Here is a 22,817-nt window from a genome sequence, read left to right on the forward strand (position 1 = left end):
GCGCCAGTCAAAGCCTGTTTGACGCGGGTCATGCTTGGACTGATTTTTCGATGGGCGATACTGTCAGGCCGTTTTCTCAGTGGAAACCCTGAAATGCTTCAACTCCGTCCCAACTGCGAATGCTGCGACAAGGATTTACCCCCGGAATCGGCCGAGGCGCGCATATGCTCATTTGAATGCACGTTTTGCAGCCCTTGCGCGGATACCGTGCTGAAGGGGCATTGTCCCAATTGCGGCGGCGAGCTGGTGGCCCGCCCGCGGCGGCCGGCCTCTAAATTACTCAAATTCCCGGCATCCACCGAAAGGGTATTGAAGGAGCACGGCTGCGCCAAGGCGGCCTGAGCCTTATTGGCGGTTCATGTCGGTGGTTTGAATTTGGGCCCGGCGGCGACGCCAGCCGGGCCGTCTTGAATTGATTTTGCTGCCGCGCCGCCGTTTTACAGGCGCCGGCTCAGCCCAGGCGCGGCTTGACCTTGCCCGCCGCCTCCTTGGCGCGCGTGCGGGCCGTTTCCACGTCTTCGGCCCTGGCCAGCGCCACGCCCATGCGGCGCTTCACAAAGCTTTCCGGCTTGCCGAAGAGACGGATGTCGGTGCCGGGCACGCGCAGCGCCTCGGCCACGCCGTCGAACACCAGCGCCTGGCCTTCCACGCCGCCGTAGATCACGGCGCTGGCGCCGGGGCTCTTGAGCGAAGTGTCCACCGGCAGGCCCAGGATGGCGCGGGCGTGCAGCTCGAACTCGCTCTGCCACTGCGTGGCCATGGTCACCATGCCCGTGTCGTGCGGGCGCGGGCTGACTTCGCTGAACCACACCTGGTCGCCCTTGACGAACAGCTCCACGCCGAAGAGGCCCTGGCCGCCCAAGTCCTGCGTCACCGCGCGCGCGATGTGCTGCGCCTTCTCCAGCGCCACGTCCGACATCGGATGCGGCTGCCAGCTCTCCACGTAGTCGCCGCTGACCTGCACGTGGCCGACGGGCGCGCAGAAGCTGGTTTCGATCTGCCCGTCCGCCCCCACGCTGCGCACCGTCAGGAGCGTGATCTCGTAGTCGAAATCAATGAAGCCTTCGACGATGACGCGGCCGTGGCTGACGCGGCCGCCGGCCATGGCGTAGTCCCAGGCCTTTTGCACGTCCTGCGGGCCGTCTAGCTTGCTCTGGCCCTTGCCGGAGCTGCTCATCACCGGTTTCACCACGCAAGGGAAGCCGATTCCAGCCCCGTTCGCGCCGTCGATGGCCGCCTGCAGCTCCTGCAGCGAGTCGCAAAAGGCGTAGGGGCTGGTGGCCAGGCCCAGCGTCTCGGCGGCCAGGCGGCGTATGCCCTCGCGGTCCATGGTCAGCCGCGCGGCGCGGGCGGTGGGGATGACGCGCACGAGCCCTTGAGATTCCAGCTCCTGCAGCACCGGCGTGGCGATGGCCTCGATCTCAGGCACCACCAGCGCGGGGCGCTCGGCTTCTATGAGGGCGCGCAGCGCCTCGGGGTCGCTCATGGCGATGGTGCGCGCGTGGTGCGCCACCTGCTGGCCCGGGGCGTGGTCGTAGCGGTCCACGGCGATGGTCTCCACGCCCAATCGCTGCAGCGCGATCAGCACTTCCTTGCCCAGCTCGCCGGACCCCAGCAGCATCACGCGCGTGGCGGTGGGGGACAGGGGCGTGCCGAGGCGTTGAGGTTCGGTCATGGCGGGACTCCGTAGCGAAAAAGGCCGTCATCGTAGTGGCTGGACGAGTTGGTGCCGCCGCGGCCGGAGCGGCACGGCCGCGGCGCTAGCATGGCGCCGGCCGCGCACCCGCCCGGGGCGCGGCGGCGCGCCGGCCGTCTGCGGCGCAGGCCACAGACCAACAAGCTCCAGGGAGAAACCTTCATGACCCCTCGCAAGATCGTGCTGGCGCTGTCGTGCGCACTCGCGGCCCAGCTCGCGCCCGCGCGCGACAACGCCGCCGCCGGCGCCCATGCGGCCCACTACGCCGCCACCAGCCGCTACTACGGCCAGCTCGTGGCCGGCAGCTCGCCCAAGCTGGCCGAGCTGACCCTGTTCACCACGCTCATGCCCAAGGGCGCGGACCTGCACCACCATTACTCCGGCGCCATCTACGTCGAGACCTATCTCGACTGGACCGAGGCCCTGGGCTACTGCATCTACCGCGCCACGGACCCGGCGCTCAAGATCGAGAAGTTCAAGGTCGGCACCGGCAAGCCCACGCCGCTCACCGACGCGCAAAAGGCCCAGTGCATCAGCGTGGAACAGGTGCGCAACGACAACGGCTTCTACCGCGAGCTGCTCACGCGCTGGTCGGACAAGGACTACGGCAACCACGTCCACGACCAGCCGCCGCCGGACAAGCAGTTCTTCGACACCTTCGGCTATTTCGGCGCCGTCTCCGACTACAACTACAACCTCGCGCTCAAGCACCTCAAGGCCCGCGCCCTGGACGAGAACCTGGGCTACATGGAGACCATGCTCAAGGGCGGCCCGGCGCTCTACAACGTGGCCGACTACTCGCCGCTGCTGGACCAGCTGCCCGCCAACGCCACGGTTGAGCAGGTGGAGGAGGCGCTGATCCGCTCCTACACGTACCTGCGCACCGACGCCGCCACGCAGCAGTCCATCGAGCAGTACCTGCAGACCCACCGGGAAGCCGCCGCGGGCGTGGACGACGAGTCCTTTCGCCTGCGCTTCCTGTCCTACGTCTCACGCAACAGCGCCGCCTCCACCGTCTTCAGCAGCCTCTACACCGCCTTCGAGGCGGCGGTGCGCGGCCCGGAGCTGATCGTGGGCGTGAACATCGTGGGGCCCGAGAACGGCATCGTGGCCATGCGCGACTACGCGCTGCACATGAGGATGTTCCAGTTCCTGAAGAAGCAGCCGCGCTTCAAGGACGTGAAGCTGGCCCTGCACGCGGGCGAGCTGGTGCTGGGCATGGTGCCGCCGGAAGGGTTGCGCTCGCACATCCGCGAGGCCGTCACCGTCGCGGGCGCCGAGCGCATAGGCCACGGCATCGACATCGCCCACGAGGCCGGCGCGCTGGAGCTGATGGCGCAGATGAAGCAGCGCCCGGTGGCCGTGGAAGTGAACCTCTCCAGCAACGAGTTCATCCTGGGCGTCAAGGGCGACGCGCACCCCGTGCTGCTGTACGCGCGCCAGGGCGTGCCTTTCGTGCTGTCCACCGACGACGCCGGCGTCTCGCGCAACAACCTCAGCGGCGAATACATGCTCTACGCCTCCCGCTACAAGGCCAGCTACGCCGAGCTCAAGCGCGTGGCCTACAACGGCGTGCGCTACAGCTTCCTGCCGCCGCAGCTCAAGCAGGAGGAGACGGCCCGCCTGGACAGGCGCTTTGCCGAGTTCGAGGCGCGCATGGCGCAGGTGGCGCGCGGCACGCGTTGAGAAGCGTCGGCGGGGCGGCCGCTGAGCGGGCCGCCCTGTGATCAATCCGCCTGCGCCCCGCGCAGCCGCATGAGGTTGGGCAGCGGCATGGAGCGGCGCAGCACGTCCTCGGCCAGCCACTCGGCCGCGCGGCGCGCGCGCTGCGCCACGCGGGCCGGAGGCAGTTGCAGCGCGTCGTCGTTGCAGGCCGACAGGCCGTAGGCGCCGCGGTAGCCCAGGCGGTCCAGCCGCACGACCAATTCAGCCAGGCGGGCGGACAGCATGCCTTCGCCGGGGAAGACCTCCAGCGCATGGCCGCCGCCCGCGGGCGCCTCGCTCAGCGCGTCGGCCAGTTGCACGAGAAACAGCTTTTCGGGGTCGATGTCGTCCAGCGTGTCCAGCGGCGTGCAGGCGCCCAGGGCGTGGCAGGCATCCAGGCCCAAGCCCAGGTTGGGGCAGTCGGCGCGGCTGACCACGTCCCAGGCGATGGCGAAGTCGTTGACGTGCCGCCCCGCGGCCACGGCCTTGTAGGCGATGCGCACGCCCATGGGCACGGCCAGCATGGCCAGCTTGCGCAGGTCGCGCGCCATGGCGTCCACGTCGCCGCCGGGCTGCGCCGCGGCGGTGGAGGAGGTCACCACCAGCAGCCGGCAGCCCAGCGCGCGGCAGGTCTCCAGCATGGCCTTGGCGACGTCCACCTTGTAGTCGTGCAGGGGGCCCTGCAGGCCCTCGAAGTCGCGCAGCGACTGCAGCGCCGCCACGCGCAGCCCGCTGGCCTTGACGGCGGCCACGGCGGCGTCGAAGCCGCCCGCGTGCGCCGCCAGGTCGCGCGCCTGCAGCAGCACTTGAGAAAAGCCCGCCTCGCGCAGCGCGCCCAAGCGGTGCTCCAGCGGTCCGGCCAGCGTGGCCGTGTCCAGGCCGAAGTCGGCGATGTTGTCGTTCATGGTGGCCGGCTCCGCGCTCAAGCCGACGCCGCGCCGTGCTGCACCAATTCAAAGCTCACGCCGCCCAACAGGGGCTTGGTGAGTGCGCCGCGCGCCTCGGTGTGCACGGCGGCGGCCTCGACGAACTCCATGCCCCGCGCGCGCAGCTCGCGCACGGCCGCCAGCACGTCCGGCGTGCCCAGGGCGACGCGGTGCAGCGTCTCGTCCTGGTCGATTTCCAGTGCATCGAACTGCGGCTCGATGAGCTGCAGGTAGAAGGACCCGTCCGGGCTGCGCAGCACGCGCCCGGTGGGCAGGATGCCGAAGCGCTCCTCGTCCGGCAGCGCGCTGAAGCCCAGCAGCTCGGCGTAGAAGGCCGTCCAGTCCTCGGTGCGGCCCAGGCCGATGTACTGGACGATGCCGAAGCCGTGCAGCCCCGCCACGGCCGGCGGGCGCTGCTCGGCGCCGGGGATGGGCGTGAAGTCCACGTCGTAGATGGAGAACTCGCGCCAGCGGTCCACGAAGTAGATGCGGCTGGTACCCGCGCCGTGGATGGCCGGGATGTAGAGCTCCATCACCTCCACGCGCGGCGGCACGCCCCAGGCGCCGCGCTCCAGGGCGCGGCGGTAGGCGGCGGCGGCGTCGCGCACGCGCAGCGCCACGGCCGTGATCACCGGCGTCTCGCCCAAGGGCGCGGCCGCGCCCAGCCCGGCGCCATGGGCGTTGACGATGAGGTTCATGCCGCCCTGGCGGTAGAGCAGCACTTCGCGCGAGCGGTGCCGCGCCACGGGCTTGAAGCCCATCATTTCCAGCACCTGGCCGAAGGCCTGGGGCCGGGAGGTGGCGAACTCGATGAACTCGATGCCGTCCAGGCCCAGCGGATTGGGCGCGGCGCCTATGGCTTCGCGGTCGGTCAGGCTTGCGGACATTTCAAAGACTTCCGTGGCAGTGGAGGAGCGCGTCAAACCCGGGATTCTGCCCTTGGGCCGACGCCGCTCCCCGCGGCGGGCAGGCCGCCAGCGGGCTTACTTGCCGGCCGCGCGCACCTTCTCGACCTCGGCCACCACCTCCTTGACCAGCCCTTCGCCCACTTGGGCCGAGAGCTTGTCCATGGCCGGCTTGGCGCGCTCGCGCAGCTTGGCGATCTCGGTGGCGGGCAGCTCGTGCACCTGCATGCCGCGCTTCTTGAGCTCTTCCAGCGCCTTGGCGGCCTCCTCGCGGGCGACCTTGCGCTGGTAGACGGTGGTCTCGTTGGCGGCGTCCTGCAGGATCTTCTTCTCGTCGGCGGAGAGCTTGTCCCAGAACTTCTTGCTCACGATGACGGCCTGCGGCGTGTACATGTGGTTCGTGAGCGTGAGGTGCTTGGTGACCTCGTAGAACTTCTCGTTGACGATGTTGAGCAGCGGGTTGGTCATGCCGTCGATGGCCCCTTGCTCCAGCGCGGTGTAGGTCTCGGTGTAGGGCATGGGCGTGGCCACGGCGCCTATGGCGTTCATGAAGTCCACGTACTGCGCCGTGGGGATGACGCGCATCTTCATGCCCTTGAGGTCGTCGGCCTTCTGGATGGGCTTCTTGACGGTGTGCATCTGGCGGAAGCCCAGGTCCCAGTAGGCCAGGCCCACCAGGCCGCGCTCCTGCAGCTTGTCCAGCAGCTTGCGGCCCACGGGGCCGTCGGCCACGGCGTCGGCCTCCTTCACGTTGCCGAACAGGAAGGGATAGTCGAAGACCGCCATTTCCTTGACGTTGCCCGCCAGCAGGCTGGCGTTCATGACGTTCATCTCCACCGTGCCGCCCTGCATGGCCGACACCACCTGCGCGTCCGGGCCCAGCGCGCCGCCCGGGAAAGGTTTCACCGTCAACTTGCCGCCGCTCTTCTGCGCGACCAGCTCGGCGAACTTCTCGACGCCCATGACCTGCGGATGGCCCTTGTTGCTGGCCGCGGGGAACTTGATGGTCCGCACCTGGATGTCGGCGGCCAGGGCCGGGACGCCCAGCAGCGCGGCGGCGGCCAGGGCGGCGGCCAGCAGGGTGCGGCGCGGGGTGATGAAGGGGGTCATGGGTCGTCTCCTCGTGGGTCTTGGTGGGTTTTGGTCAAAAACGCGAGCCGGTTTCAGCCCGCGTGCATCAGGGCGCGCACGCCGGAAAGATCGGCCTGCACCGCCTGGGCGGCGGCATGCATGCCGAAGAAACTCAGGTAGTCGGGCACCTGCTGCACCAGCATCTCGAAACCCGGCTCCACGCGCACGCCGCGCGTGCGGCAGGCGGCCATGAGCGGCGTGTCGCAGGGCTTCATGAGGATGTCCACCACCAGCGCATCGGCGCGCAGCCGCTGCACGTCAAAGGGCAGCGGGTCGGTGGGCCGCAGGCCCAGCGGGGTGGCGTGGATGACGAGGTCGTAGCCCGCGGGGTCGTTGCCCGCGGCGACCACCGCCGTGGCCCCCGCATGCGGCTGCAGCCGCTGCGCCAGCACCTGGGCGCGATCGCCCAGGTCGTGCAGCGCCAGGGTGTGCAGCCCGGTGTCCAGCAGCGCGGCGGCGATGGCCGCACCCGCGCCGCCGGCGCCCACCAGCAGCGCGCGGCGCCCACGGGCGTCAAAGCCGAAGTGGGCCAGCGCCTTGGTGAACCCGCGGCCGTCGAAGAGGGCGCCTTCCAGGCTGCCGTCCTCGCTGCGGCGCACGGCGTTGACGGCCTGCGCGAGGCGGCCGTCGCGGTCGCAGCGCGAGAGCAGCGGCAACAGCGCGGGCTTGTGCGGGATGGTCAGCCACAGCCCGTCCACGTTGCGCGCCGACAGCACGCCGCGCGCAAAGGGCGCGCTGTCCTCCAGCTGCACATGGGCGGGCACCAGCACGGCGTCCAGCCCGTGGCGCTCGAACAGCGCGTTGAACAGGCGCGGTGCCTGCACCTGCGACACGGGGTCGCCCAGCACCATGAACACGCGCGTGGAACCGGAAATCTGCATGGAAGGAAAACTGCCTGTGGCGCGCCGGGGCGGCGCAACGGGAAGCACTGTAGGTGCAGCCAAGCCTGATTTTCAGCGGCGCCTGGCGTGAGATGTCCGACAATCGGACACCATTGTCCGGTTCACGGACGAATCCATGGTTTTCACTGATGCCTGACCCCAAGCACGATGCCGCCCCCGGTGCCACCGCCACCCCGAGCCGCTTTCCCATAGACCCGGCCGACCTGATCGCCGGCCTGGGCCGGGGGCTGGCGGTGATCGAGAGCTTTGACGACGAGCACCCGCGCATGACGGCGGCGGAGGTGTCCATGCGCACGGGCATTCCGCGCACGGCGGCGCGCCGCTACCTGCTGAGCCTGTGCCACTTCGGCTACGCGGAGACCGACGGGAAACGCTTCTGGCTGGCGCCGCGCGTGCTGCGCCTGGGCCAGAGCTACCTGGACGCCGCGCGGCTGCCGCGCCTGGTGATGCCCTTCATACAGCGGCTGTCCATGGCCACGGGCGAGACGGTGAACGTGAGCGTGCTGGACGGGCACGAGGTGGTCTATGTCGCGCGCAGCAACAGCCCGCGGGTGGTGTCGATCGGCTTTCACGCCGGCGCGCGGGTGCCGGCGCACGTGGTGGCGCCGGGCACGGTGCTGCTGGCGGCACTGCCGGACGAGGCCCTGCAGGCCTGGATCGCGGCTTACGGCCTGGCCGGCTTCAGCGCCGGCACGGTGACGGCGCCGGAGGTGTTCCTGGCGCAGGTGCGCGCCGCGCGGGCGCAGGACGGCTGGATTTCCCGCGGCGCGCTGGACCCGGGCCTGGTGGGCGTGGCCGTGCCGCTCAAGGACAGGCGCGGCGAAACCAAGGCCTGCGTCGGCATGACGCTGCAGGCGCAGTTCTGGGACGACGCGCAGATCCACTCGAAACTGCTGCCAGCGCTGCTGGAGACGGCGCAGACGCTGCGGGGGTTGATTTGAGGCCTTCGGCCCGGCAGGCCGGCCGCGCGCGGCTTCACACCCCCGCCTGCGCCAGCATGGACACGCTGCCATCGGCCAGCGCCGTCCAGAGCGTGAACCCGTCGCCGGCCGGCGCGGCGTTGAGCGTCAGCGGCGCGCCCAGCAGCGCCGGGCGCAGGCCGCGGTAGCGGAAACGCCGCAGCGGCCCGCCGGCCAGGCGCCGCGCCAGGCCGGCCAGCAGCGTGGCCTGCAGCGGGCCGTGCACCACGAGGTGCTCGTAGCCCTCCACCTCGCGGCAGTAGTCGGCGTCGTAGTGGATGCGGTGGCCGTTGAAGGTCAGCGCCGAGTAGCGGAAGAGCAGCGTGGACGTGGGCTCCAGCACTTGCGTGTGCGTGGCCGCGGGCAGCGCGGGGGCGTCCGCTGGCCGCGCGTCCGCCGGGGTGGGATGCTTGTAGACGATGTCGTGCGTCTCCGTGATGGCCACGTGCTCGCCGTCCAGCAGCTCGTGGCGCACGGCGACGAAGACCAGCTCGCCGCTGCGCCCGCGCTTGTGCTCGATGGAGCGCACCGTGGAGCGCTTGCGCACCTTCGCGCCCAAGTGCAGCGGCCGGTGGAACTCCAGCTCGCCGCCGGCCCACATGCGGTTGGGCAGCGGCACGGGGGGCAGGAAGCCGCCGCGCGCCGGGTGGCCGTCGCGGCCCAGCTCCGCGGGCGGCAGCGCCTCCAGAAAGTAAATCCAGTGCCACAGCGGCGGCAGCGGCGTGCCGGCGTTGAAGGCGTGCTGCGCCAGCCCAAGCGTGGCGGCCATGAGGCGGGCGTGGCGCACGGACAGCTCGTCCTCGTCCAGGTGCTCGCGGCCTATCCAGGTGCGCAGCGCGGGGAGGTCCACGGTGGAGGCGGGCGAATCAGGCTTGGTCATGGCGGCGGCTCCAGAACATGCACGGGACGCAGGCTACTTCGCCTGGCCGGCGGCGCAGGGCTCGCGCCTGCGCTTCCACGATGAAGGCTTCAACTCGCTGACGACCAGGCCCGTGAGGATGAGCGCGGCACCGAGCAGCGCCGCGGCGGGCAGGCGGTCGCCGGCCAGGCGCCCAACCACGCCGCCCCACACGGGCTCGCCGGCGTAGATGATGGTCGCGCGCGTGGGCGACACCGACTGCTGCGCCCAATTCATGGCGAGCTGGATCAACGCACTGGCCGCGCCCAGGCCCACCGCACCGGCCAGCCAGACCCACGAGAACGCCGGCACGGCCTCCCCGGCCAGGGGCATGGCCAGCAGCGACAGCAAGCCGGCCGAGAGCAGTTGCACGGCCGTGACGCGGCGCAGGTCCACGCGGCCGGCGTAGCGGCTGATGAGGATGATCTCCGCCGCGATGGCCACGGCGCTCAGCAGCGTCAGCAACTCGCCCAGACCCAGCCCCAGGCCGCCGGACTCCGGACCCGCCAGCAACACCAGGCCGGCAAACGCCAGCGTGATGCCCACCCAGCTCATGGCCTGCGGCGCCTTGCGCATGAAGACCCACTGCAGCAGCGGCACCAGGGGCACGTACAGCGCGGTGATGAAGGCCGACTTGCTGCTGCTGATGGTCTGCAGCCCCGCGGTCTGCAGGCCGTAGCCGAGAAAGATGGCCGCGCCTATGACCATGCCCGCGCGCAGCTCGCGCCAGCGCAGGCCCGCCAGGGCCCGCCGGAACACCAGGGCGCTGAGCAGCCCCGCGGTCAGGAAACGCAGCCCAACGAAGAACAGCGGGCCGCTGTGGCGCATGGCCTCGTGCACGATCAGAAAGGTCGTGCCCCAAAGCATCGTGATGCCGATGAGAACGAGCTCCTGGCGGCTCAGGCGCGGCGCCATACTCCTGGGAAACAAAGTGGTGTGCAGCATACTGCGCAGTATCATATGAGCAATAAAGTGCGCAGCCCTGAATCGCGCTCCGATGTCCTGGCTTTCGTGAGTGAAAACCTGCGCCGCCTGCGCCACCAGACGGGCATGAGCCAGACCGCGCTGGCGCAGGCGTCTGGGATCAGCCGGCGCATGATCGTCAACCTGGAGGGTGGGGACACCAACATCAGCCTCTCCAGCCTGGACCGGCTGGCCGAGGCGCTGGGCGCCAGCTTCGTCGCACTGGTCAGCGACCCCAACGCGCAGAGCAAGCGCATCGATGCGGTGGCGTGGCGTGGCCAGGCGTGCGAGAGCCAGGCCGTGCTGCTGGGCAGCGTGCCGGCGCAGCGGGAGGCGCAGCTCTGGGCCTGGTCCCTGGGCGAGGGCGATCGCTACGAAGCCCAGCCCGACCCCATGGGCTGGCATGAGATGGTGGTGGTGACGCAGGGGTGCCTGCTGATCGAGCTGCAGGAAGGGCCGGTGACGGTCAAGGCCGGCGACTACGTCATCTACAGCAGTGCGCAGCCCTATGCGTACCGCAACGTCTTCGCGGGCGTCACGAAGTTCATTCGGAACGTGGTGGCTTGAGCGGTGATTGGGCGTGCGGGCTCCGGCAGCCGGCGTCGTAAAAGCAGCGGCCGCCCGTCACCCGGCGCTGTCCACCGAGATTCCCAGGGCCGATAAACCGCGGTGCTGAACCGCATCGGCCTCCCGCGCCTGCGCCACGTCGAGCCGCGCCGCCAGAAAGTCCACGAAGGCCCTGATCTTGGGCGGCAGGTGCGGCTGCGGCAGCCACATCGCCCAGGCGCTTGGGCCGAAGGCGCCAGCCGCCGTCCAGTCCGGCAGCACGGACACCAGGCGGCCGTCGCGCAGCTCGGCCTCCACCGCATAGCGGGCCACCAGGCCCACGCCGACACCGGCCAGCACCAGGTCGCGCACCACCTCGCTGCTGTTGACGATCACGTTGCCCCGCACCTTCACCGTTTCCCGTTCGGCACCGCGGGTGAAGGCCCAGTCGTCGGTCTGCGCCTGGTAGCCGTAGAAGAGGCAGTTCAGCGCCGCCAGGTCGCGCGGCTGCGCCACCGTGCGGCCCGCCAGGTAGGCGGGCGCGGCACAGACCACGTAGCGGATGGGCATGAGCGCTCGTGCCACCACCGCGTCCGGCGGCGTGCGCGTCAGGCGCAGCGCGAGGTCGTAGCCCTCCTCGGCCAGGTCCACCATGCGGTCCAGCAGCGCGAGCTGCACGCGCACCTCGGGATAGGCGGCCAGGAAGTCCGGCAGCGCCGGCGCCACGCACAGCCGTCCAAAGGCCACCGACGCCGTCACCCGCAGCAACCCGCGCGGCGCCTGGTGCAGCTGCGCCAGTTCGCTGCGCGCCTCTTCCAGCAGGCCCATGGACTGCCGCGTGCGCGCGTGCAGCGCCTGGCCCGCCTCCGTCATGGACAGCGCCCGCGTGCTGCGTTGCAGCAGCTTCACGCCCAAGCCCCGCTCCAGCCGGTCCACGCGCTTGCTCACCGCCGACTTCACCAAGCCCAGCCGCCGGCCGGCGCCGGAAAAACTGCCTTGCTCCACCACCATGGTGAAGACGGCCATGTCCTCCATTTGCTCCAGCAGGCTCTTGTCCATGTCAGATGTTCTCCCTGGGGAAACTTTCAGTTGGCGCGATCGGAGATAGTAGCCGCGACGGCTTCCTGGGAGCATGGGAACTCGTCTTTCATTCCCAGGCCTTTCCCAGGCAGGAGTTCGCCATGCCCCTCGTGCGCATCCATATCGCTGGTTCAACCCCGTCACCGGCCCAAGTGGCCGCCTTGCAGCAGCGCGCCACGGCGCTGATGGCCGGCGTGCTGGGCAAGCGCGCCGACCTCACGGTGGTCGCCGTGGAGCACCACGGCGCCGCGCAGTGGTCCGTGGGCGGCGCGGCGCTGGCGGTCGGGGGCCGGCCGCTGGCGCAACTGGACGCGCTCATCACCGCCGGCACCAACAGCGAGGCCGAGAAGTCGGCCTTCATTCGCGCCGCGCATGCGCTGCTGGCCGACGTGCTTGGGCCGCTGGCCTCGCCTGTGTACGTCGCGCTGCGCGAGTTGCCCGCGGGGGATTGGGGCTACGACGGCTTGACGCAGGCGGCGCGCCGCGACGCGCTCCCCGTCGAGCCGCCGTACTTGCCGGCCCTACACGGCATGAGCAACGTCAAGCAAGCCTCATGAAGTGCCGGCTACAAGCATGGGCCGGCTGAGCCGCGGAGTTTTATTTCCGGAAGGAAAGGCAATCCTGCCAATTTCGACGACCTGATGGCCGCCTGTCTTCACTCGGCAAACTTTTGAATGTGATCGAAATGCCCGACGCTCCCGAACTGACCGAAGAACTCCGCGCGCTGGAAGCCGAGCTTCACCACCCGGGCGTCGATTGCCCGCGCGAGCGCCTGGAGCAATTGCTGCACCCCGGCTTCCATGAAATTGGCCGCTCAGGCCAGCGATATTCCCGCAACACGGTGATCAACTACCTGTCCACGCTGCCCGGCCCTACGGCGCTGGAGGCCGCAGACTATGCAGCACATTGGCTGGCGGAAAACTGCGCGCTGCTGACTTACCGCTCGGTGCATCAATCGGCCGATGGCACCTCGACGCAAGCGGCGTTGCGGTCTTCCATCTGGTTGAAAACCGGCTCGCAATGGCAGCTTTTCTTCCATCAGGGAACACCGGCCGCAGCGTAAACTGCCGAGGATTTTTAGAAATTCCGTTGAATGACTTATGAAAAATATCAAAAACATCCTGGCCTGTTTGGCCACCGCCGCGCCGCTTCTTTCCGCCCAGGCCTATCCTGAAGCTTTAAAATCCATGGAGCGGCATTCCGGTGATTGCAATAAATTTCCGACGACGGACGCACGGAGCGATTGCCAACAAAGAGTCAAGGAAGCCGACAAGGCATTTGACAAACATACTCAAGACGAAGACGCCAAATACAAGGCGTCCCAACCGCAATTCAAGAAACCGACGTCAGACAAACCCAGCGGGCTTTGCTTCACGCGCAAGGCGACGGGGGAGGTGGTTTGCCCGAGCGGAGTGGTGAAGTAACGCACGCCGCACACCCGTCACTCGATCAGCCCGTTTTCCCTGGCATATTTGAGCAATTCCACCGCATTCCCCACCCTCAATTTCTGCCTGATCAGGGTCTGATAATTGGCCACGGTCTTGGGGCTCACCCTCAATTGCCGGGATATTTCATCCACGCTGTCGCCGCGCAATAAAGCCTGCAAGACGTCAAATTCCCGCGTGGAAAGCTGCAAATGCGGCGCGACGGCGTTTCCCGATTCAACGAAACCCGCCACGTCCGCCGACAGCGGGCGCTCGCCGCGCCAGGCGCGGTGCACGGCGTCTATGAGCTCCTCCGGCGCGCTGCTCTTGGTGACGAAACCGGCCGCGCCTGCGCGCAGGCACTGCGACACCATGGCCGCGCTGTCGTGCATGGTGAACACCAGCACTTTCAAGTCCGGCCGGCGCACCGCCAGCCGCCTCAACAGCTCCAGCCCGCTGCGGCCGGGCAGGGACAAATCCAGGATCAGCAAATCCACCGGGCAGTCCTTGCCCGCCGACAGCGCGGCATAGGCGCTGTCCGCATCCGCAAACTCGGCCGCCACGGCCATGCCCTCCAGCTCTAGCAGTCGCCGGTAGCCGGCCCGCACCACGGCGTGGTCGTCCACCAGGCCAATGCGCAAGGCACCCGCGCTCACGGCTGCACCTCGGCGGCAACGTTCTCGATCGCAAAGCGCGCCTGCAACCGCAGGCCCGGCCCGGTGCCAGCCGCTTCGCCCTGGGCCGCAGCGCCCGCCTCCAGCTCCCCGCCCAGCGCCCACACCCGTTCCTTGATGCCCGCCAGCCCGCTGCCGCGCTGCAGCGCGGCCTGTAAATCGTCCAGGCCGCGGCCGTCGTCCTCCACGCTCCAGTCCACGCGCAGCGGCTCGCCCATGCCGGCGCCGCCCGTGACGCACAGCGCCAGCTGCACCCGCGTCGCGCCGGCATGGCGCGCCACGTTGGTCAGCGCCTCCTGGCTGATGCGGTAGAGGCCCATCACCAGGTCCGGCGGCAGCGGCAGCTCGTCCACCGCGCCGTCCAGCGCCAGCTCGTAGCGGCGGCTCTCGCCCGCGGGCGAGGCGCACCAGCCGTCCAACAGCTCCTGCAGCAACTGGCGCAGCCGGCCCAGCGTGGGCGGCGCGTCGGCCTCGCCGTCCAGCCCGGCGGCGGCCACGGCCTGCGGGCGCAGCCGCGCCAGCAGCTTCCTCACGTCGTCCTGCACCCGCGCCACCTGCTCGCCCATGCCCGCGGCCACGGACTGCAGCGCGGGCAGCTCGCTTAGGCGCCGCGTGAGCCACGACGCGTCCACGCGCAGCGCGGTCAGGCGCTGGCCGAACTCGTCGTGCAGATCGCGCGCCAGGCGCTGGCGTTCGTCCTCGCGCAGGCTCAGCACCCGCAACGCCAGCACGCGCCGCGCGCCCTCAGACTGCTCCTGCGCCGCCACGAGCTGCTTCAGGGCGCGCGAGATCGCCTCCAGCTCGCGTATGGGCATGGGCGACAAGGCGCGCACCCCGGCCACGTCCTGCCGCTGCACGCCCGCAATGGCCGCCAGCAGCGACTGCAGCGGTCCAAAGGCGCGGCGCACGTTCCAGCGCATCACCACCAGCATCAGCGCGCAGCACAGGCTCAGCAGCGCGAAGCTCCCCCCCAGGGTGCCCAGCGCCTCGCGCAGCTCGCTGTCGGGCCAGGCGCTCAACCGCACCGTCCAGTGGCTGCCGCCGGGCCGCGGCACGCGCCAGCTCACGGTGGCCTCGGCGGCCTCCAGGCCCAGCAGTCCGGCAATGCCTTCCAGCCAGCCGGCCGACGGCGATTCCAGCCCGTCCAGGCCGGGCAGGGGGCGGCCGGCGGCGTCCTGCACCACCAGCCGCACGTGGCGCAGGCCCGGCAGCGCGCGCAGGGCGGCCAGGGCCGTGGCGTCGTCCTGCGCCGCGATGCCCGCCAGCGTGGCGGCCACTTGCACCAGCGACAAGGAGCCCTCCATCTCGCGCCGCGTGTCCTCCCGCGCGCGCAGCAGGCCCAGCACCAGCGACAGCAGCAAGGCGCCCAGCGCCACGGCCAGCGCGCGGCGCATCACCAGGCGCGGCAAGTCCATGGGCAGCGGCGCGGCGGCCGACTTCAGATCGGGAATTTCTCCCGGCGGCAGCGCCTCCGGGTGTGCATACAGTGCCTGCATAAGCGTTCAAAACGACGAGGGGACAATTTGACCAGGCGAGTTTTCAATCGCCAGCCGCGACTATCGCCGCTGGTGGACCTCTTGAAGCGCGCGGTGCTGCCCGCGCTGGCCCTGGCGGGCGCCGCACCCGCTGTTCATGCCCAGTCGGCCGAACCGGCCGCGAAGGTGGAAATCATCGGCACCTCTCCGCTGCCCGGGCAGGGCGTGGACCGCAACCAGCTCCCCTACGCCACGCAAAGCGTGCGCCGCGAGCGGCTGGACGAGGCGCAGGCCGACAACCTCATGGACTACATGAACCGCCGCCTGCCCGGCGTGCAGGTCAACGACGTCCAGGGCAGCCCCTTCCAAGGCGATCTGACCTACCGAGGCTTCCGCGCCTCGCCGCTGCTGGGTGCGGCGCAGGGGCTGTCGGTGTACGTGGACGGCGTGCGCGTCAACGAACCCTTCGGCGACGTCGTGAATTGGGACTTGATCCCCGAGTTCGCCGTCAACAGCCTCACCCTGGTACCCGGCGCCAACCCCGCCTTCGGCCTCAACACCTTGGGCGGCGCGCTGTCGCTGACCACGCACACCGGCCTGACCGCGCCGGGCCTGCGCGGCGAGGTGTCTTTCGGCAGCTTCGGCCGCAAGCGCGCGGACCTGAGCTGGGGCATGAGCAACGACGAGGGCTGGCACACCTTCGTCGCCGGCACTGTCTTCGACGAGAACGGCTGGCGCGACTTCTCCGCCGGCCGCTTGGGCAACCTGCTGGCCAAGGTCGGCCACCGCGACGGCGACACGGAGTGGGATGCCACGCTGCAGCTCGGCCGCAGCCGCCTGGTGGGCAACGGCCTGGTGCCGGCCTACACGCTGGACGACGAAGGCACCCGCACCCCCGACCTCTACGCGGCGCGGCGCGAGGCCATCTACACCCACCCGGACCGCACCAACAACCGGTTGGCACAGGCCAGCCTCAACCTGCGCCACCAGCTCGACGCCACCACCGAGCTGGCCGCGCTGGCCTACGTGCGCCACACGCGGCGCGACACCACCAACGGCGACGTGGCCGATGACGCGGACGCCGACGCCCAGGCTTCGCTCAACGCCACGCACACGCGCCAGAACGGCGTGGGCGCGGCGCTGAACCTCTCCGGCCAAAGCGGGCCGCACCAGTGGCTGCTCGGCACCACGGTGGACGCCAGCCGCATCCGCTACAACCAGACGGAGCAGGAGGCCAGCTTCACCGCCGACCGCGGCGTGGTCGCTGGCGACGAGGAGGCCGAGTTGAGCGCGCGCGTGGCCGGCCGCTCGCTGGCCTTCGGCCTTTACGGCTCCGACACTTGGCAGGTGGCACCGCGCACCCACGTCACGGGCACGCTGCGCTACAACCACGCCCGCGTGAGCAACCAGCTCACCAGCCGCGACGACGACACGGGCGACGTCACCGAGCGTCCCAACGAGAAGTTCCACTACAACAGCCTCAACCCTGCGCTGGGCGCAACGCACCGGCTGGAGTCGGGGCCCACGCTGTTCGCCAACCTCGCGCGCAACAACCGCGTGCCCACCGTTATCGAGCTGGGCTGTGCCGACCCCAACGAGCCCTGCCGGCTGCCCGCAGGGCTGCAGTCCGACCCTTACCTCAAGCAGGTCATCTCGCGCACGGCCGAGGTAGGCATGCGCTGGCCGCTTACGCGCACGGTGCAGCTCGGCGTCTCGGCCTACCGCACGGTCAACCACAACGACATCCTTTTCAGAAGCGTCAGCACCACCGGCCAGCAAGGCTTCTTCCAGAACTTCGACAAGACTCGCCACCAGGGCGTGGACCTGGACCTGCAGGGCCGCAGCGGCGCCGTCTCCTGGAGCGTGGGCTACAGCTGGCTGCAGGCCACCTACGAAGCCACCGGCGTGCTACGCCAGGGCGACCGCAATGTCGAGATCACGCCGGGCACGCGCATAGCAGGGCTGCCGCGGCACACGCTCAAGTTGGGCGCGGACTGGCGCCTGGCCCCGGGCTGGAGCGTGGGCGGCGACGTGCAGGCCGTCTCCGGCCGCGTGACCGCCGGCAACGAGGACGGGCGCATAGAGGACGGCGGCGAGCGCGTGGATGTGGGCCTGCCCGGCCACGCCGTGGTCAACCTGCGCGCGAGCTGGCGCCCCGAGGCGCTGCCGCAGCAGCGCGGCTGGGAGTTGTGGGCCAAGGTCAACAACGTGTTCGACCGCCGCTACGAAAACTTCGCCGCGCTGGCCGGCACGGTGTTCGACGCCGCGGGCCACAACCCCGACCTGTCCGCAGAGCGCGAGGCGGTGTTCGTCGCCCCCGGCGCACCGCGCAGCTTCTTCGTGGGGGCGCGCTACCGGTACTGAACACCGGACGGCAGGCGCGCCCGCCGTCCGCTTATGCGGCGGGGCGGCGCGCCGCGCGGGCGGGCGCCGACTCCTCGCGCGTCACGAGGCGAATGCCCTGGCACACCAGCAGCAGCGCCAGGGCGTTTTTCCATTCCAGGATGCTTTCGTCCAGGAACAGCGCCGACAGCAGCGCGCCGAACACCGGGATCAGGAAGGTGAAGGCCGTGACCAGGCTGACCCGGTTGTGCTTGAGCAGCAGGCTCCACAGCGCGAACGCCACCGAGGACAGCAGCGCCAGGTACAGCAGCAGCGCGGTGGAGGCGGGCGTGAAGCCGCTGATCCCGCCACCCAGGCCGTAGCCGGGAAGCAGCAACAGCGCGCCACCCATGGCGAGCTGCCAGCCCGTCATGACCATGGCGTCCATGCGTTGCGACAGCCGCTTGCCGTAGATGGAGGCGGCCGAGAGGACGAAGGCGGCGATGACGATGCAGCCTTCGCCGGCCAGCGTGAACTCGAAGTCCAGCGCGCCGGGCTTGAAGTTCACCGCCATCACGCCCGCCAAGCCGGCCACGCAGCCCAGCAGCTTGCGGCCGGTGAGGCGATCGTTGTGGTAGATGAAATGCGCCAGCAGCACGCTGAAGAACACGCCCGTGGCGTTGAGGATGGAACCTTTCACCCCCGTGGTGTAGGCCAGGCCGATGTAGAAAAAGACGTACTGCACCGTGGTCTGCGCGAAGCCCAGGGCCGCGAGCGCACCGGCGTCACGGCGCACGGGGCCCAGCACGTCCTTGCGCAGGCAGGCGGCCAGCGCCAGCAGCGCCACGCCCGCGAGCAGGAAGCGCCAGCCGGCGAACACGAATTTCGAGGGCAGGTCGCCCGCGGCGATGTGGAAGAGGGCATAGCCGCTCTTGATCGCCGGGTAGGCGCTGCCCCAAAGCAGGCAGCACAGCAGGGCCAGCAGGAACACGGCGCGTGGCTGGGTGAACAGGCCCGCGGCCAAAGGCGCGGGCCGCGTGGATACGGCACAGGTCATGAAAGCAAGGGAGAGGCGGCCAGCGGCGATGCCGGTTGCCGAAGCAACCGTTGCGCCCAGGGCCGGCGCAGGGGCTTGGGGGATGGCGATTGTCGGCCGCGCCGCGCGTGCCGGCAGCCCTGGGCGGCAATGGCCCCAGGCGGCCGACCCGGTGTGCGCCTGGGTTGACCTGGGCAAGGCCTGTGGGTTACGGGCCGCGCCGACACCGCAGCGGGCGCAACAGCAAGGCCCAAGGCTCACGCCCAATGCACCCTCACTTGCCTGCGGATTGACCTCTTGCCTAAGCTCGCTGCCCATGGATGTTCGGCCCTCCACCCGCAAGACGCTCACACCGCTGCCCGGCGGCGGTGCGCTTGTGCGCTGCCGCCCAACGGCAGCGGGCCGCCAGCCGGCCGCACCCCGTTGAGCCCGCCGGTCCCAAGCCTCTCCTTCATCCGCGCAACGCCGACCGGCGGGCCCCCCGCACACAGCGCACCGGCCAGGACGCCGCCACGCCATGCGTGCGCGTCCGGCCCCGCCACGGGAGCACCCATGAACATCCTCACCGCCGAAGACCGCACCCTGACCGAGCTGGACCACCGCCGCCTGGGCCGCCTGATCCACCTCGACACCCACCCCATGGCCGCCGTGCTGGAGGAGGCCGAGCTCACGCCCTCGCGCGAGGTGCCGGCCGACGTGGTCACCATGCACTCGCGCATACGCCTGGCCGACCTGGACAGCGGCCAGGCGCTCACGCTGACGCTGTGCTACCCGGCCGACGCCGAGCCGGCGCGCGGCTTCGTCTCCGTGCTCTCGCCCGTGGGCATGAGCGTGCTGGGCCTGCGCGTGGGCGACGTGGCGCGCTGGCGGCTGCCCGGCGGCTGGGAAGGGGCGGCGCGGGTGGAGGCGATCGAGTTCCAGCCCGAGGCCAGCGGGATCTACACGCTGTAGATCGGTGCGGGAGAGGCGCAGACGGGGAGGGCGGCGGCTGGCCGATGATGGCGGCCGTTGCGCCACGGAGAACCGCATGTCCGCCCTCAAGAAGATTGCCCTGTTGGCCCTCGCGGCCGCCGCCCCCGGCCTGGCGCTGGCCCAGGCCTGCCCCGGCGACGCCTCGCCGCGCGCGGCCGGCACGCTGCTGACGGTGCAGGGCGCGGGCCCCGCCACGCTCGCGCTGGACGCCGCCGCACTGGCCGCGCTGCCGCAGGCCACGCTGACGCAGCGCCAATCCGTCACCAGCAGCGTCACCAGCAACAGCGGCACCGCCGACGAGCGGCGCCTGGCCTACGGCGGCGTGCTGCTGCGCGAGCTGCTCACCCGCGCCGGGCTGGACGCCGCGCGCGACCGCGGCGCGCACGTGGCCGTGGTGGAGGCCGTTGCCACCGACAACTACCGCGCCGTCTTCACCTGGGGCGAGCTGTTCAACACCACGGTAGGCGAGCAGGTGATCGTCATCGCCATGCAGGACGGCCAGCCGCTGGACGCCGCGGCCGGCCCGCTGGCGCTGCGCTCGCTCGCCGACCTGCGCCCAGGTCCGCGCCACGTGCGCAACCTCTGCGCCGTGATCGTGCGGCGCTGAAAGGGCGTGAGGCAGGGCGGGGCGGCAGTGCAGCCATCATGGCCGCATGAAAACGTTTCTTCTGTACGTCGCCACGGCGCTGGCCGAGATCGTGGGCTGCTACCTGCCCTGGCTGTGGCTCAAGCAGGGCCGCACGGCGTGGCTGCTGCTGCCCGCCGGCCTGAGCCTGGCGCTGTTCGCCTGGCTGCTCACGCTGCACGAGACGGCGGCCGGCCGCGTCTATGCCGCCTACGGCGGCGTGTACATCGCCGTGGCGCTGGCGTGGCTGTGGGCGGTGGACCAGGTGCGGCCCACGGCCTGGGACGTGGCCGGCGCGGCGGTGGCGCTGGCCGGCATGGCCCTCATCGCCTTCCAGCCGGGGCGGTGAGGCGGCCGCCGGGCCTGCGTTCAGGGAGTGAAGCGGTAGCCAATGCCGGTCTCGGTCAGCAGGTGCCGCGGTTGGGCGGGGTCCTGCTCGACCTTCTTGCGCAGCTGGCCCATGAACACGCGCAGGTAGTGCGTGTCCCGCGCGTGGCTTGGACCCCATACGGCCTGCAGCAGCTGCCGGTGCGTGAGCACGCAGTGCGGGTGCGCGGCCAGATGCGTGAGCAGCCGGTACTCGATGGGCGTGAGGTGCAGGCTCTCGCCCGCGCGCTGCACGACGCGGCGCGCCAGGTCTATGGACACGTTGCCGAACTCCACCGTGGTGCCGGCGTCGCGCGGCGCCGCCGCCCGGCGCCGCAGGTGGGCGCGCACGCGGGCCAGCAGCTCGCCCACGCCGAAGGGCTTGATCAGGTAGTCGTCGGCGCCGGCATCCAGCGCCTGCACCTTGTCCGCTTCATCGGTGCGCGCGGACAACACCAGCACCGGCACACCGGACCACCCGCGCAGTTGCCGGATCAAGTCCACGCCGTCCCCGTCCGGCAGGCCCAGGTCCAGCACCACCATGTCCGGCCGCCGCGTGGCGGCCTCGATCAGCCCACGCTGCAGCGTGTCGGCCTGGTAGGCGTCGAAACCTTCGCGCTCCAGCGCCAAGCCCACGAAACGGCGAATTTCGGCTTCGTCCTCGACGATCAGTATCCGGGGCGTGGGCTCGCTCATGGGCTCTCCTGCATGCCTTGAATCTCCGGCAACAGCTCCATGGACGGCGGCTCGCCCCGGGGCAGCTCGATGGTGAAGCGTGCGCCGCCGTCCTCGCGGGTCTGGCCGCGTATGGAGCCGCCGTGCGCCTGGACGATGGCGCGGCAGATCGCCAGGCCCAGGCCCACACCCGGCGTCGCGCTCTCCTTGCGGCCGCGCTCGAACATCTGGAACACGGCTTCCTCCCGGTGCCTGGGCAAGCCGGGCCCATGGTCGTCAAGGAAGACCCGAACGTGCTGCGGCGTCGCCTCGGCCGAGATCTCCAGGGGGCTGCCGGGGGGCGTGTACTTCACGGCGTTTTCCAGCAGGTTGCACAGCACGCGCTCGAAGAGGGCCGGGTCCACGTGCAGCAGCGGCAGCTCGTCGGCCAGCCGCACGCGCACGCGGCCCGGCTCCAGCACGCCGCCCATGGCCCGCAGCGCGCTGCCCACGGCCTCTTCCAGCGGCAACCACTGGCGGTTGAGCTGCACCGCGCCGGACTGCAGCCGCGCCATGTCCAGCAGCTTGTTCACCTGCGAATTCATGCGCAGTGCGCCCTCGCGCATGGCGACCAGCGTCTGTGCCTGGCGCGCGGCGTCGTCGCCGGCATGGCCCAGCAGCAGCGCGTCGGCCATGCCCACCAGCGCGGCCAGCGGCGTGCGCAGGTCATGCGAGATGGCCGCCAGCAGCGAATTGCGCAGCCGCTCGGACTCCATCTGCACTGTGGTGTTCTGCGCCACGTCCACGTAGTGGATGCGCTCCAGCGCGATGGCCAGCAGCGAGGCGCAGGTGTCCAGCAGCCGCCGCTGTTCGGGGCCAGCCAGGCGCGCCGCATTGCGCGGCTCCACGGCCAGCACGCCGCGCGTGCGCATGGCCGCCTTCAGCGGCAGGTACAGCAGCGGCGAGGCCGGCAGCGTGTCCGTGCCCTGGCCGGCGGCCTCGCCGTGGTCGTAGGCCCATTGCGCGACGCCCGCGTCCACGCCTACGGGCAAAGAGGGCAGCGGCAGCGGCTCGGCCACGCGCCCGTCCGGGTCTGCCACCAGCAGCGCCGCGCGCGCCTCGAACTCCGAGGCCAGGAAGCGCGCGCCGATCTCGGCGATCTGCCCGGCCACCAGGGCGCCGGAGAGGTCGCGCGACATGGCGTACAGGGCGCTCATGCGCTCCTCGCGCAGCGAGGCCACCTGCGCCTGCCACTTGAACACGGCCGTGAGCTGGCCGATCACCAGCGCCACCACCAGCATCACCGCGAAGGTCATGAGGTACTGCACGTCCGAAACGTTGAACGAGTAGCGCGGCTCAACGTAGAGGAAATCGAACGCACCCACGCTCAAGAACGCGGCCAGCACCGCCGGCCCGCGCCCACAGCGCACGGCCACCACCACCACCGCCAGCAGGAACACCATCACGATGTTGGCCAGCTCGAACACCGCGTGCAGCGGCGCGGCCACGGCCGCCGCCGCCGCGCACACCAGCGCGCTCAGGGCATAGGGCCGCCAGCG

24 protein-coding genes are annotated in these 22,817 nt (G+C 70.5%); 11 read left to right on the forward strand and 13 right to left on the reverse strand.

Annotation, left to right across the window (positions count from 1 at the left end; genetic code table 11):
* The first annotated feature begins 93 nt into the window (after nucleotides 1–93).
* The gene (locus SM757_RS31680) at nucleotides 94–342 is read left to right on the forward strand and encodes a DUF1272 domain-containing protein (RefSeq protein ID WP_322468416.1); all 249 of its coding nucleotides are present in this window, start codon (nucleotides 94–96) and stop codon (nucleotides 340–342) included.
* Between the two features lie 109 nt (nucleotides 343–451).
* Here the strand turns inward: SM757_RS31680 and purT are convergent, their stop codons facing one another.
* The gene (gene purT / locus SM757_RS31685; protein ID WP_322468397.1) at nucleotides 452–1,675 is read right to left on the reverse strand and encodes a formate-dependent phosphoribosylglycinamide formyltransferase; all 1,224 of its coding nucleotides are present in this window, start codon (nucleotides 1,673–1,675) and stop codon (nucleotides 452–454) included.
* Nucleotides 1,676–1,858: 183 nt separating this feature from the next.
* Here purT and SM757_RS31690 point away from each other — a divergent pair, with 183 nt between their 5' ends.
* Nucleotides 1,859–3,382 carry an adenosine deaminase family protein gene (locus SM757_RS31690; protein ID WP_322468398.1) on the forward strand — a complete coding sequence of 508 codons (1,524 nt, stop codon included), beginning with the start codon at nucleotides 1,859–1,861 and terminating at the stop codon, nucleotides 3,380–3,382.
* 41 nt (nucleotides 3,383–3,423) lie between these two features.
* On the opposite strand, the gene SM757_RS31695 is transcribed toward SM757_RS31690, so the two are convergent.
* The 4 genes from SM757_RS31695 to SM757_RS31710 all read right to left on the reverse strand — a co-directional run bounded on the left by SM757_RS31695 (nucleotide 3,424) and on the right by SM757_RS31710 (nucleotide 7,243).
* Nucleotides 3,424–4,305 (reverse strand): sugar phosphate isomerase/epimerase family protein, encoded by an 882-nt coding sequence (locus tag SM757_RS31695; protein WP_322468399.1) that lies wholly within the window; start codon nucleotides 4,303–4,305, stop codon nucleotides 3,424–3,426.
* Between the two features lie 17 nt (nucleotides 4,306–4,322).
* A complete protein-coding gene (locus SM757_RS31700; protein ID WP_066342560.1) occupies nucleotides 4,323–5,213 on the reverse strand; it encodes a VOC family protein in 891 nt (296 codons plus the stop codon).
* A 96-nt stretch (nucleotides 5,214–5,309) separates the two neighbouring features.
* Nucleotides 5,310–6,341 carry a TRAP transporter substrate-binding protein gene (locus tag SM757_RS31705; RefSeq protein WP_322468400.1) on the reverse strand — a complete coding sequence of 344 codons (1,032 nt, stop codon included), beginning with the start codon at nucleotides 6,339–6,341 and terminating at the stop codon, nucleotides 5,310–5,312.
* A gap of 53 nt (nucleotides 6,342–6,394) precedes the next feature.
* Nucleotides 6,395–7,243, reverse strand: coding sequence for a shikimate dehydrogenase family protein (locus SM757_RS31710; RefSeq protein ID WP_322468401.1), 849 nt, complete (start codon nucleotides 7,241–7,243; stop codon nucleotides 6,395–6,397).
* Nucleotides 7,244–7,392: 149 nt separating this feature from the next.
* On the opposite strand from SM757_RS31710, the gene SM757_RS31715 reads away from it, so the two are divergent.
* Nucleotides 7,393–8,205: an IclR family transcriptional regulator domain-containing protein gene (locus tag SM757_RS31715; protein WP_322468402.1), complete on the forward strand. Its 813-nt coding sequence runs from the start codon at nucleotides 7,393–7,395 to the stop codon at nucleotides 8,203–8,205.
* 34 nt (nucleotides 8,206–8,239) lie between these two features.
* Here the strand turns inward: SM757_RS31715 and SM757_RS31720 are convergent, their stop codons facing one another.
* Both SM757_RS31720 and SM757_RS31725 read right to left on the reverse strand, forming a co-directional pair.
* Nucleotides 8,240–9,103, reverse strand: coding sequence for an FAS1-like dehydratase domain-containing protein (locus tag SM757_RS31720; protein WP_322468403.1), 864 nt, complete (start codon nucleotides 9,101–9,103; stop codon nucleotides 8,240–8,242).
* Nucleotides 9,104–9,136: 33 nt separating this feature from the next.
* Nucleotides 9,137–10,066 carry a DMT family transporter gene (locus tag SM757_RS31725; RefSeq protein ID WP_322468404.1) on the reverse strand — a complete coding sequence of 310 codons (930 nt, stop codon included), beginning with the start codon at nucleotides 10,064–10,066 and terminating at the stop codon, nucleotides 9,137–9,139.
* 15 nt (nucleotides 10,067–10,081) lie between these two features.
* Here SM757_RS31725 and SM757_RS31730 point away from each other — a divergent pair, with 15 nt between their 5' ends.
* Nucleotides 10,082–10,651, forward strand: a complete 570-nt coding sequence (locus SM757_RS31730) for a helix-turn-helix domain-containing protein (RefSeq protein WP_066342003.1) — start codon at nucleotides 10,082–10,084, stop codon at nucleotides 10,649–10,651.
* A 57-nt stretch (nucleotides 10,652–10,708) separates the two neighbouring features.
* Here SM757_RS31730 and SM757_RS31735 read toward each other — a convergent pair whose 3' ends face one another.
* Nucleotides 10,709–11,689 carry a LysR family transcriptional regulator gene (locus SM757_RS31735; protein WP_066342004.1) on the reverse strand — a complete coding sequence of 327 codons (981 nt, stop codon included), beginning with the start codon at nucleotides 11,687–11,689 and terminating at the stop codon, nucleotides 10,709–10,711.
* Between the two features lie 122 nt (nucleotides 11,690–11,811).
* Between SM757_RS31735 and SM757_RS31740 the strand changes: the two genes are divergently transcribed.
* The 3 genes from SM757_RS31740 to SM757_RS31750 all read left to right on the forward strand — a co-directional run bounded on the left by SM757_RS31740 (nucleotide 11,812) and on the right by SM757_RS31750 (nucleotide 13,134).
* The gene (locus SM757_RS31740) at nucleotides 11,812–12,267 is read left to right on the forward strand and encodes a tautomerase family protein (protein ID WP_322468405.1); all 456 of its coding nucleotides are present in this window, start codon (nucleotides 11,812–11,814) and stop codon (nucleotides 12,265–12,267) included.
* 128 nt (nucleotides 12,268–12,395) lie between these two features.
* Nucleotides 12,396–12,773 carry a nuclear transport factor 2 family protein gene (locus SM757_RS31745; protein WP_322468406.1) on the forward strand — a complete coding sequence of 126 codons (378 nt, stop codon included), beginning with the start codon at nucleotides 12,396–12,398 and terminating at the stop codon, nucleotides 12,771–12,773.
* Between the two features lie 37 nt (nucleotides 12,774–12,810).
* Complete coding sequence (locus SM757_RS31750; RefSeq protein WP_157119268.1) at nucleotides 12,811–13,134, forward strand: hypothetical protein; 324 nt, start codon at nucleotides 12,811–12,813, stop codon at nucleotides 13,132–13,134.
* 17 nt (nucleotides 13,135–13,151) lie between these two features.
* Here the strand turns inward: SM757_RS31750 and SM757_RS31755 are convergent, their stop codons facing one another.
* Together SM757_RS31755 and SM757_RS31760 are read right to left on the reverse strand one after the other, a co-directional pair.
* Nucleotides 13,152–13,790 (reverse strand): response regulator transcription factor, encoded by a 639-nt coding sequence (locus SM757_RS31755; RefSeq protein ID WP_322468407.1) that lies wholly within the window; start codon nucleotides 13,788–13,790, stop codon nucleotides 13,152–13,154.
* A complete protein-coding gene (locus SM757_RS31760) occupies nucleotides 13,787–15,304 on the reverse strand; it encodes a histidine kinase (protein WP_322468408.1) in 1,518 nt (505 codons plus the stop codon). Before SM757_RS31760 ends, SM757_RS31755 begins: the two co-directional genes overlap by 4 nt.
* 27 nt (nucleotides 15,305–15,331) lie before the next feature.
* Here SM757_RS31760 and SM757_RS31765 point away from each other — a divergent pair, with 27 nt between their 5' ends.
* A complete protein-coding gene (locus SM757_RS31765) occupies nucleotides 15,332–17,647 on the forward strand; it encodes a TonB-dependent receptor (protein ID WP_322468409.1) in 2,316 nt (771 codons plus the stop codon).
* Between the two features lie 31 nt (nucleotides 17,648–17,678).
* Here the strand turns inward: SM757_RS31765 and SM757_RS31770 are convergent, their stop codons facing one another.
* Complete coding sequence (locus SM757_RS31770; RefSeq protein WP_322468410.1) at nucleotides 17,679–18,662, reverse strand: DMT family transporter; 984 nt, start codon at nucleotides 18,660–18,662, stop codon at nucleotides 17,679–17,681.
* Nucleotides 18,663–19,193: 531 nt separating this feature from the next.
* On the opposite strand from SM757_RS31770, the gene SM757_RS31775 reads away from it, so the two are divergent.
* The 3 genes from SM757_RS31775 to SM757_RS31785 all read left to right on the forward strand — a co-directional run bounded on the left by SM757_RS31775 (nucleotide 19,194) and on the right by SM757_RS31785 (nucleotide 20,587).
* Nucleotides 19,194–19,592: a GreA/GreB family elongation factor gene (locus SM757_RS31775; protein ID WP_322468411.1), complete on the forward strand. Its 399-nt coding sequence runs from the start codon at nucleotides 19,194–19,196 to the stop codon at nucleotides 19,590–19,592.
* A 76-nt stretch (nucleotides 19,593–19,668) separates the two neighbouring features.
* Complete coding sequence (locus SM757_RS31780) at nucleotides 19,669–20,220, forward strand: hypothetical protein (protein ID WP_322468412.1); 552 nt, start codon at nucleotides 19,669–19,671, stop codon at nucleotides 20,218–20,220.
* 46 nt (nucleotides 20,221–20,266) lie between these two features.
* Nucleotides 20,267–20,587, forward strand: coding sequence for a YnfA family protein (locus SM757_RS31785; RefSeq protein ID WP_322468413.1), 321 nt, complete (start codon nucleotides 20,267–20,269; stop codon nucleotides 20,585–20,587).
* A gap of 20 nt (nucleotides 20,588–20,607) precedes the next feature.
* On the opposite strand, the gene kdpE is transcribed toward SM757_RS31785, so the two are convergent.
* Together kdpE and SM757_RS31795 are read right to left on the reverse strand one after the other, a co-directional pair.
* A complete protein-coding gene (gene kdpE / locus SM757_RS31790) occupies nucleotides 20,608–21,300 on the reverse strand; it encodes a two-component system response regulator KdpE (RefSeq protein ID WP_322468414.1) in 693 nt (230 codons plus the stop codon).
* The coding region (locus tag SM757_RS31795) for a DUF4118 domain-containing protein (RefSeq protein ID WP_322468415.1) at nucleotides 21,297–22,817 on the reverse strand (1,521 nt) is incomplete at its 5' end. The genes SM757_RS31795 and kdpE, both read right to left, overlap by 4 nt.

Origin of the sequence: Azohydromonas lata, assembly GCF_034427735.1 — a bacterium.
In the GTDB taxonomy this organism is placed as follows: Bacteria; Pseudomonadota; Gammaproteobacteria; order Burkholderiales; family Burkholderiaceae_C; genus Azohydromonas; species Azohydromonas lata.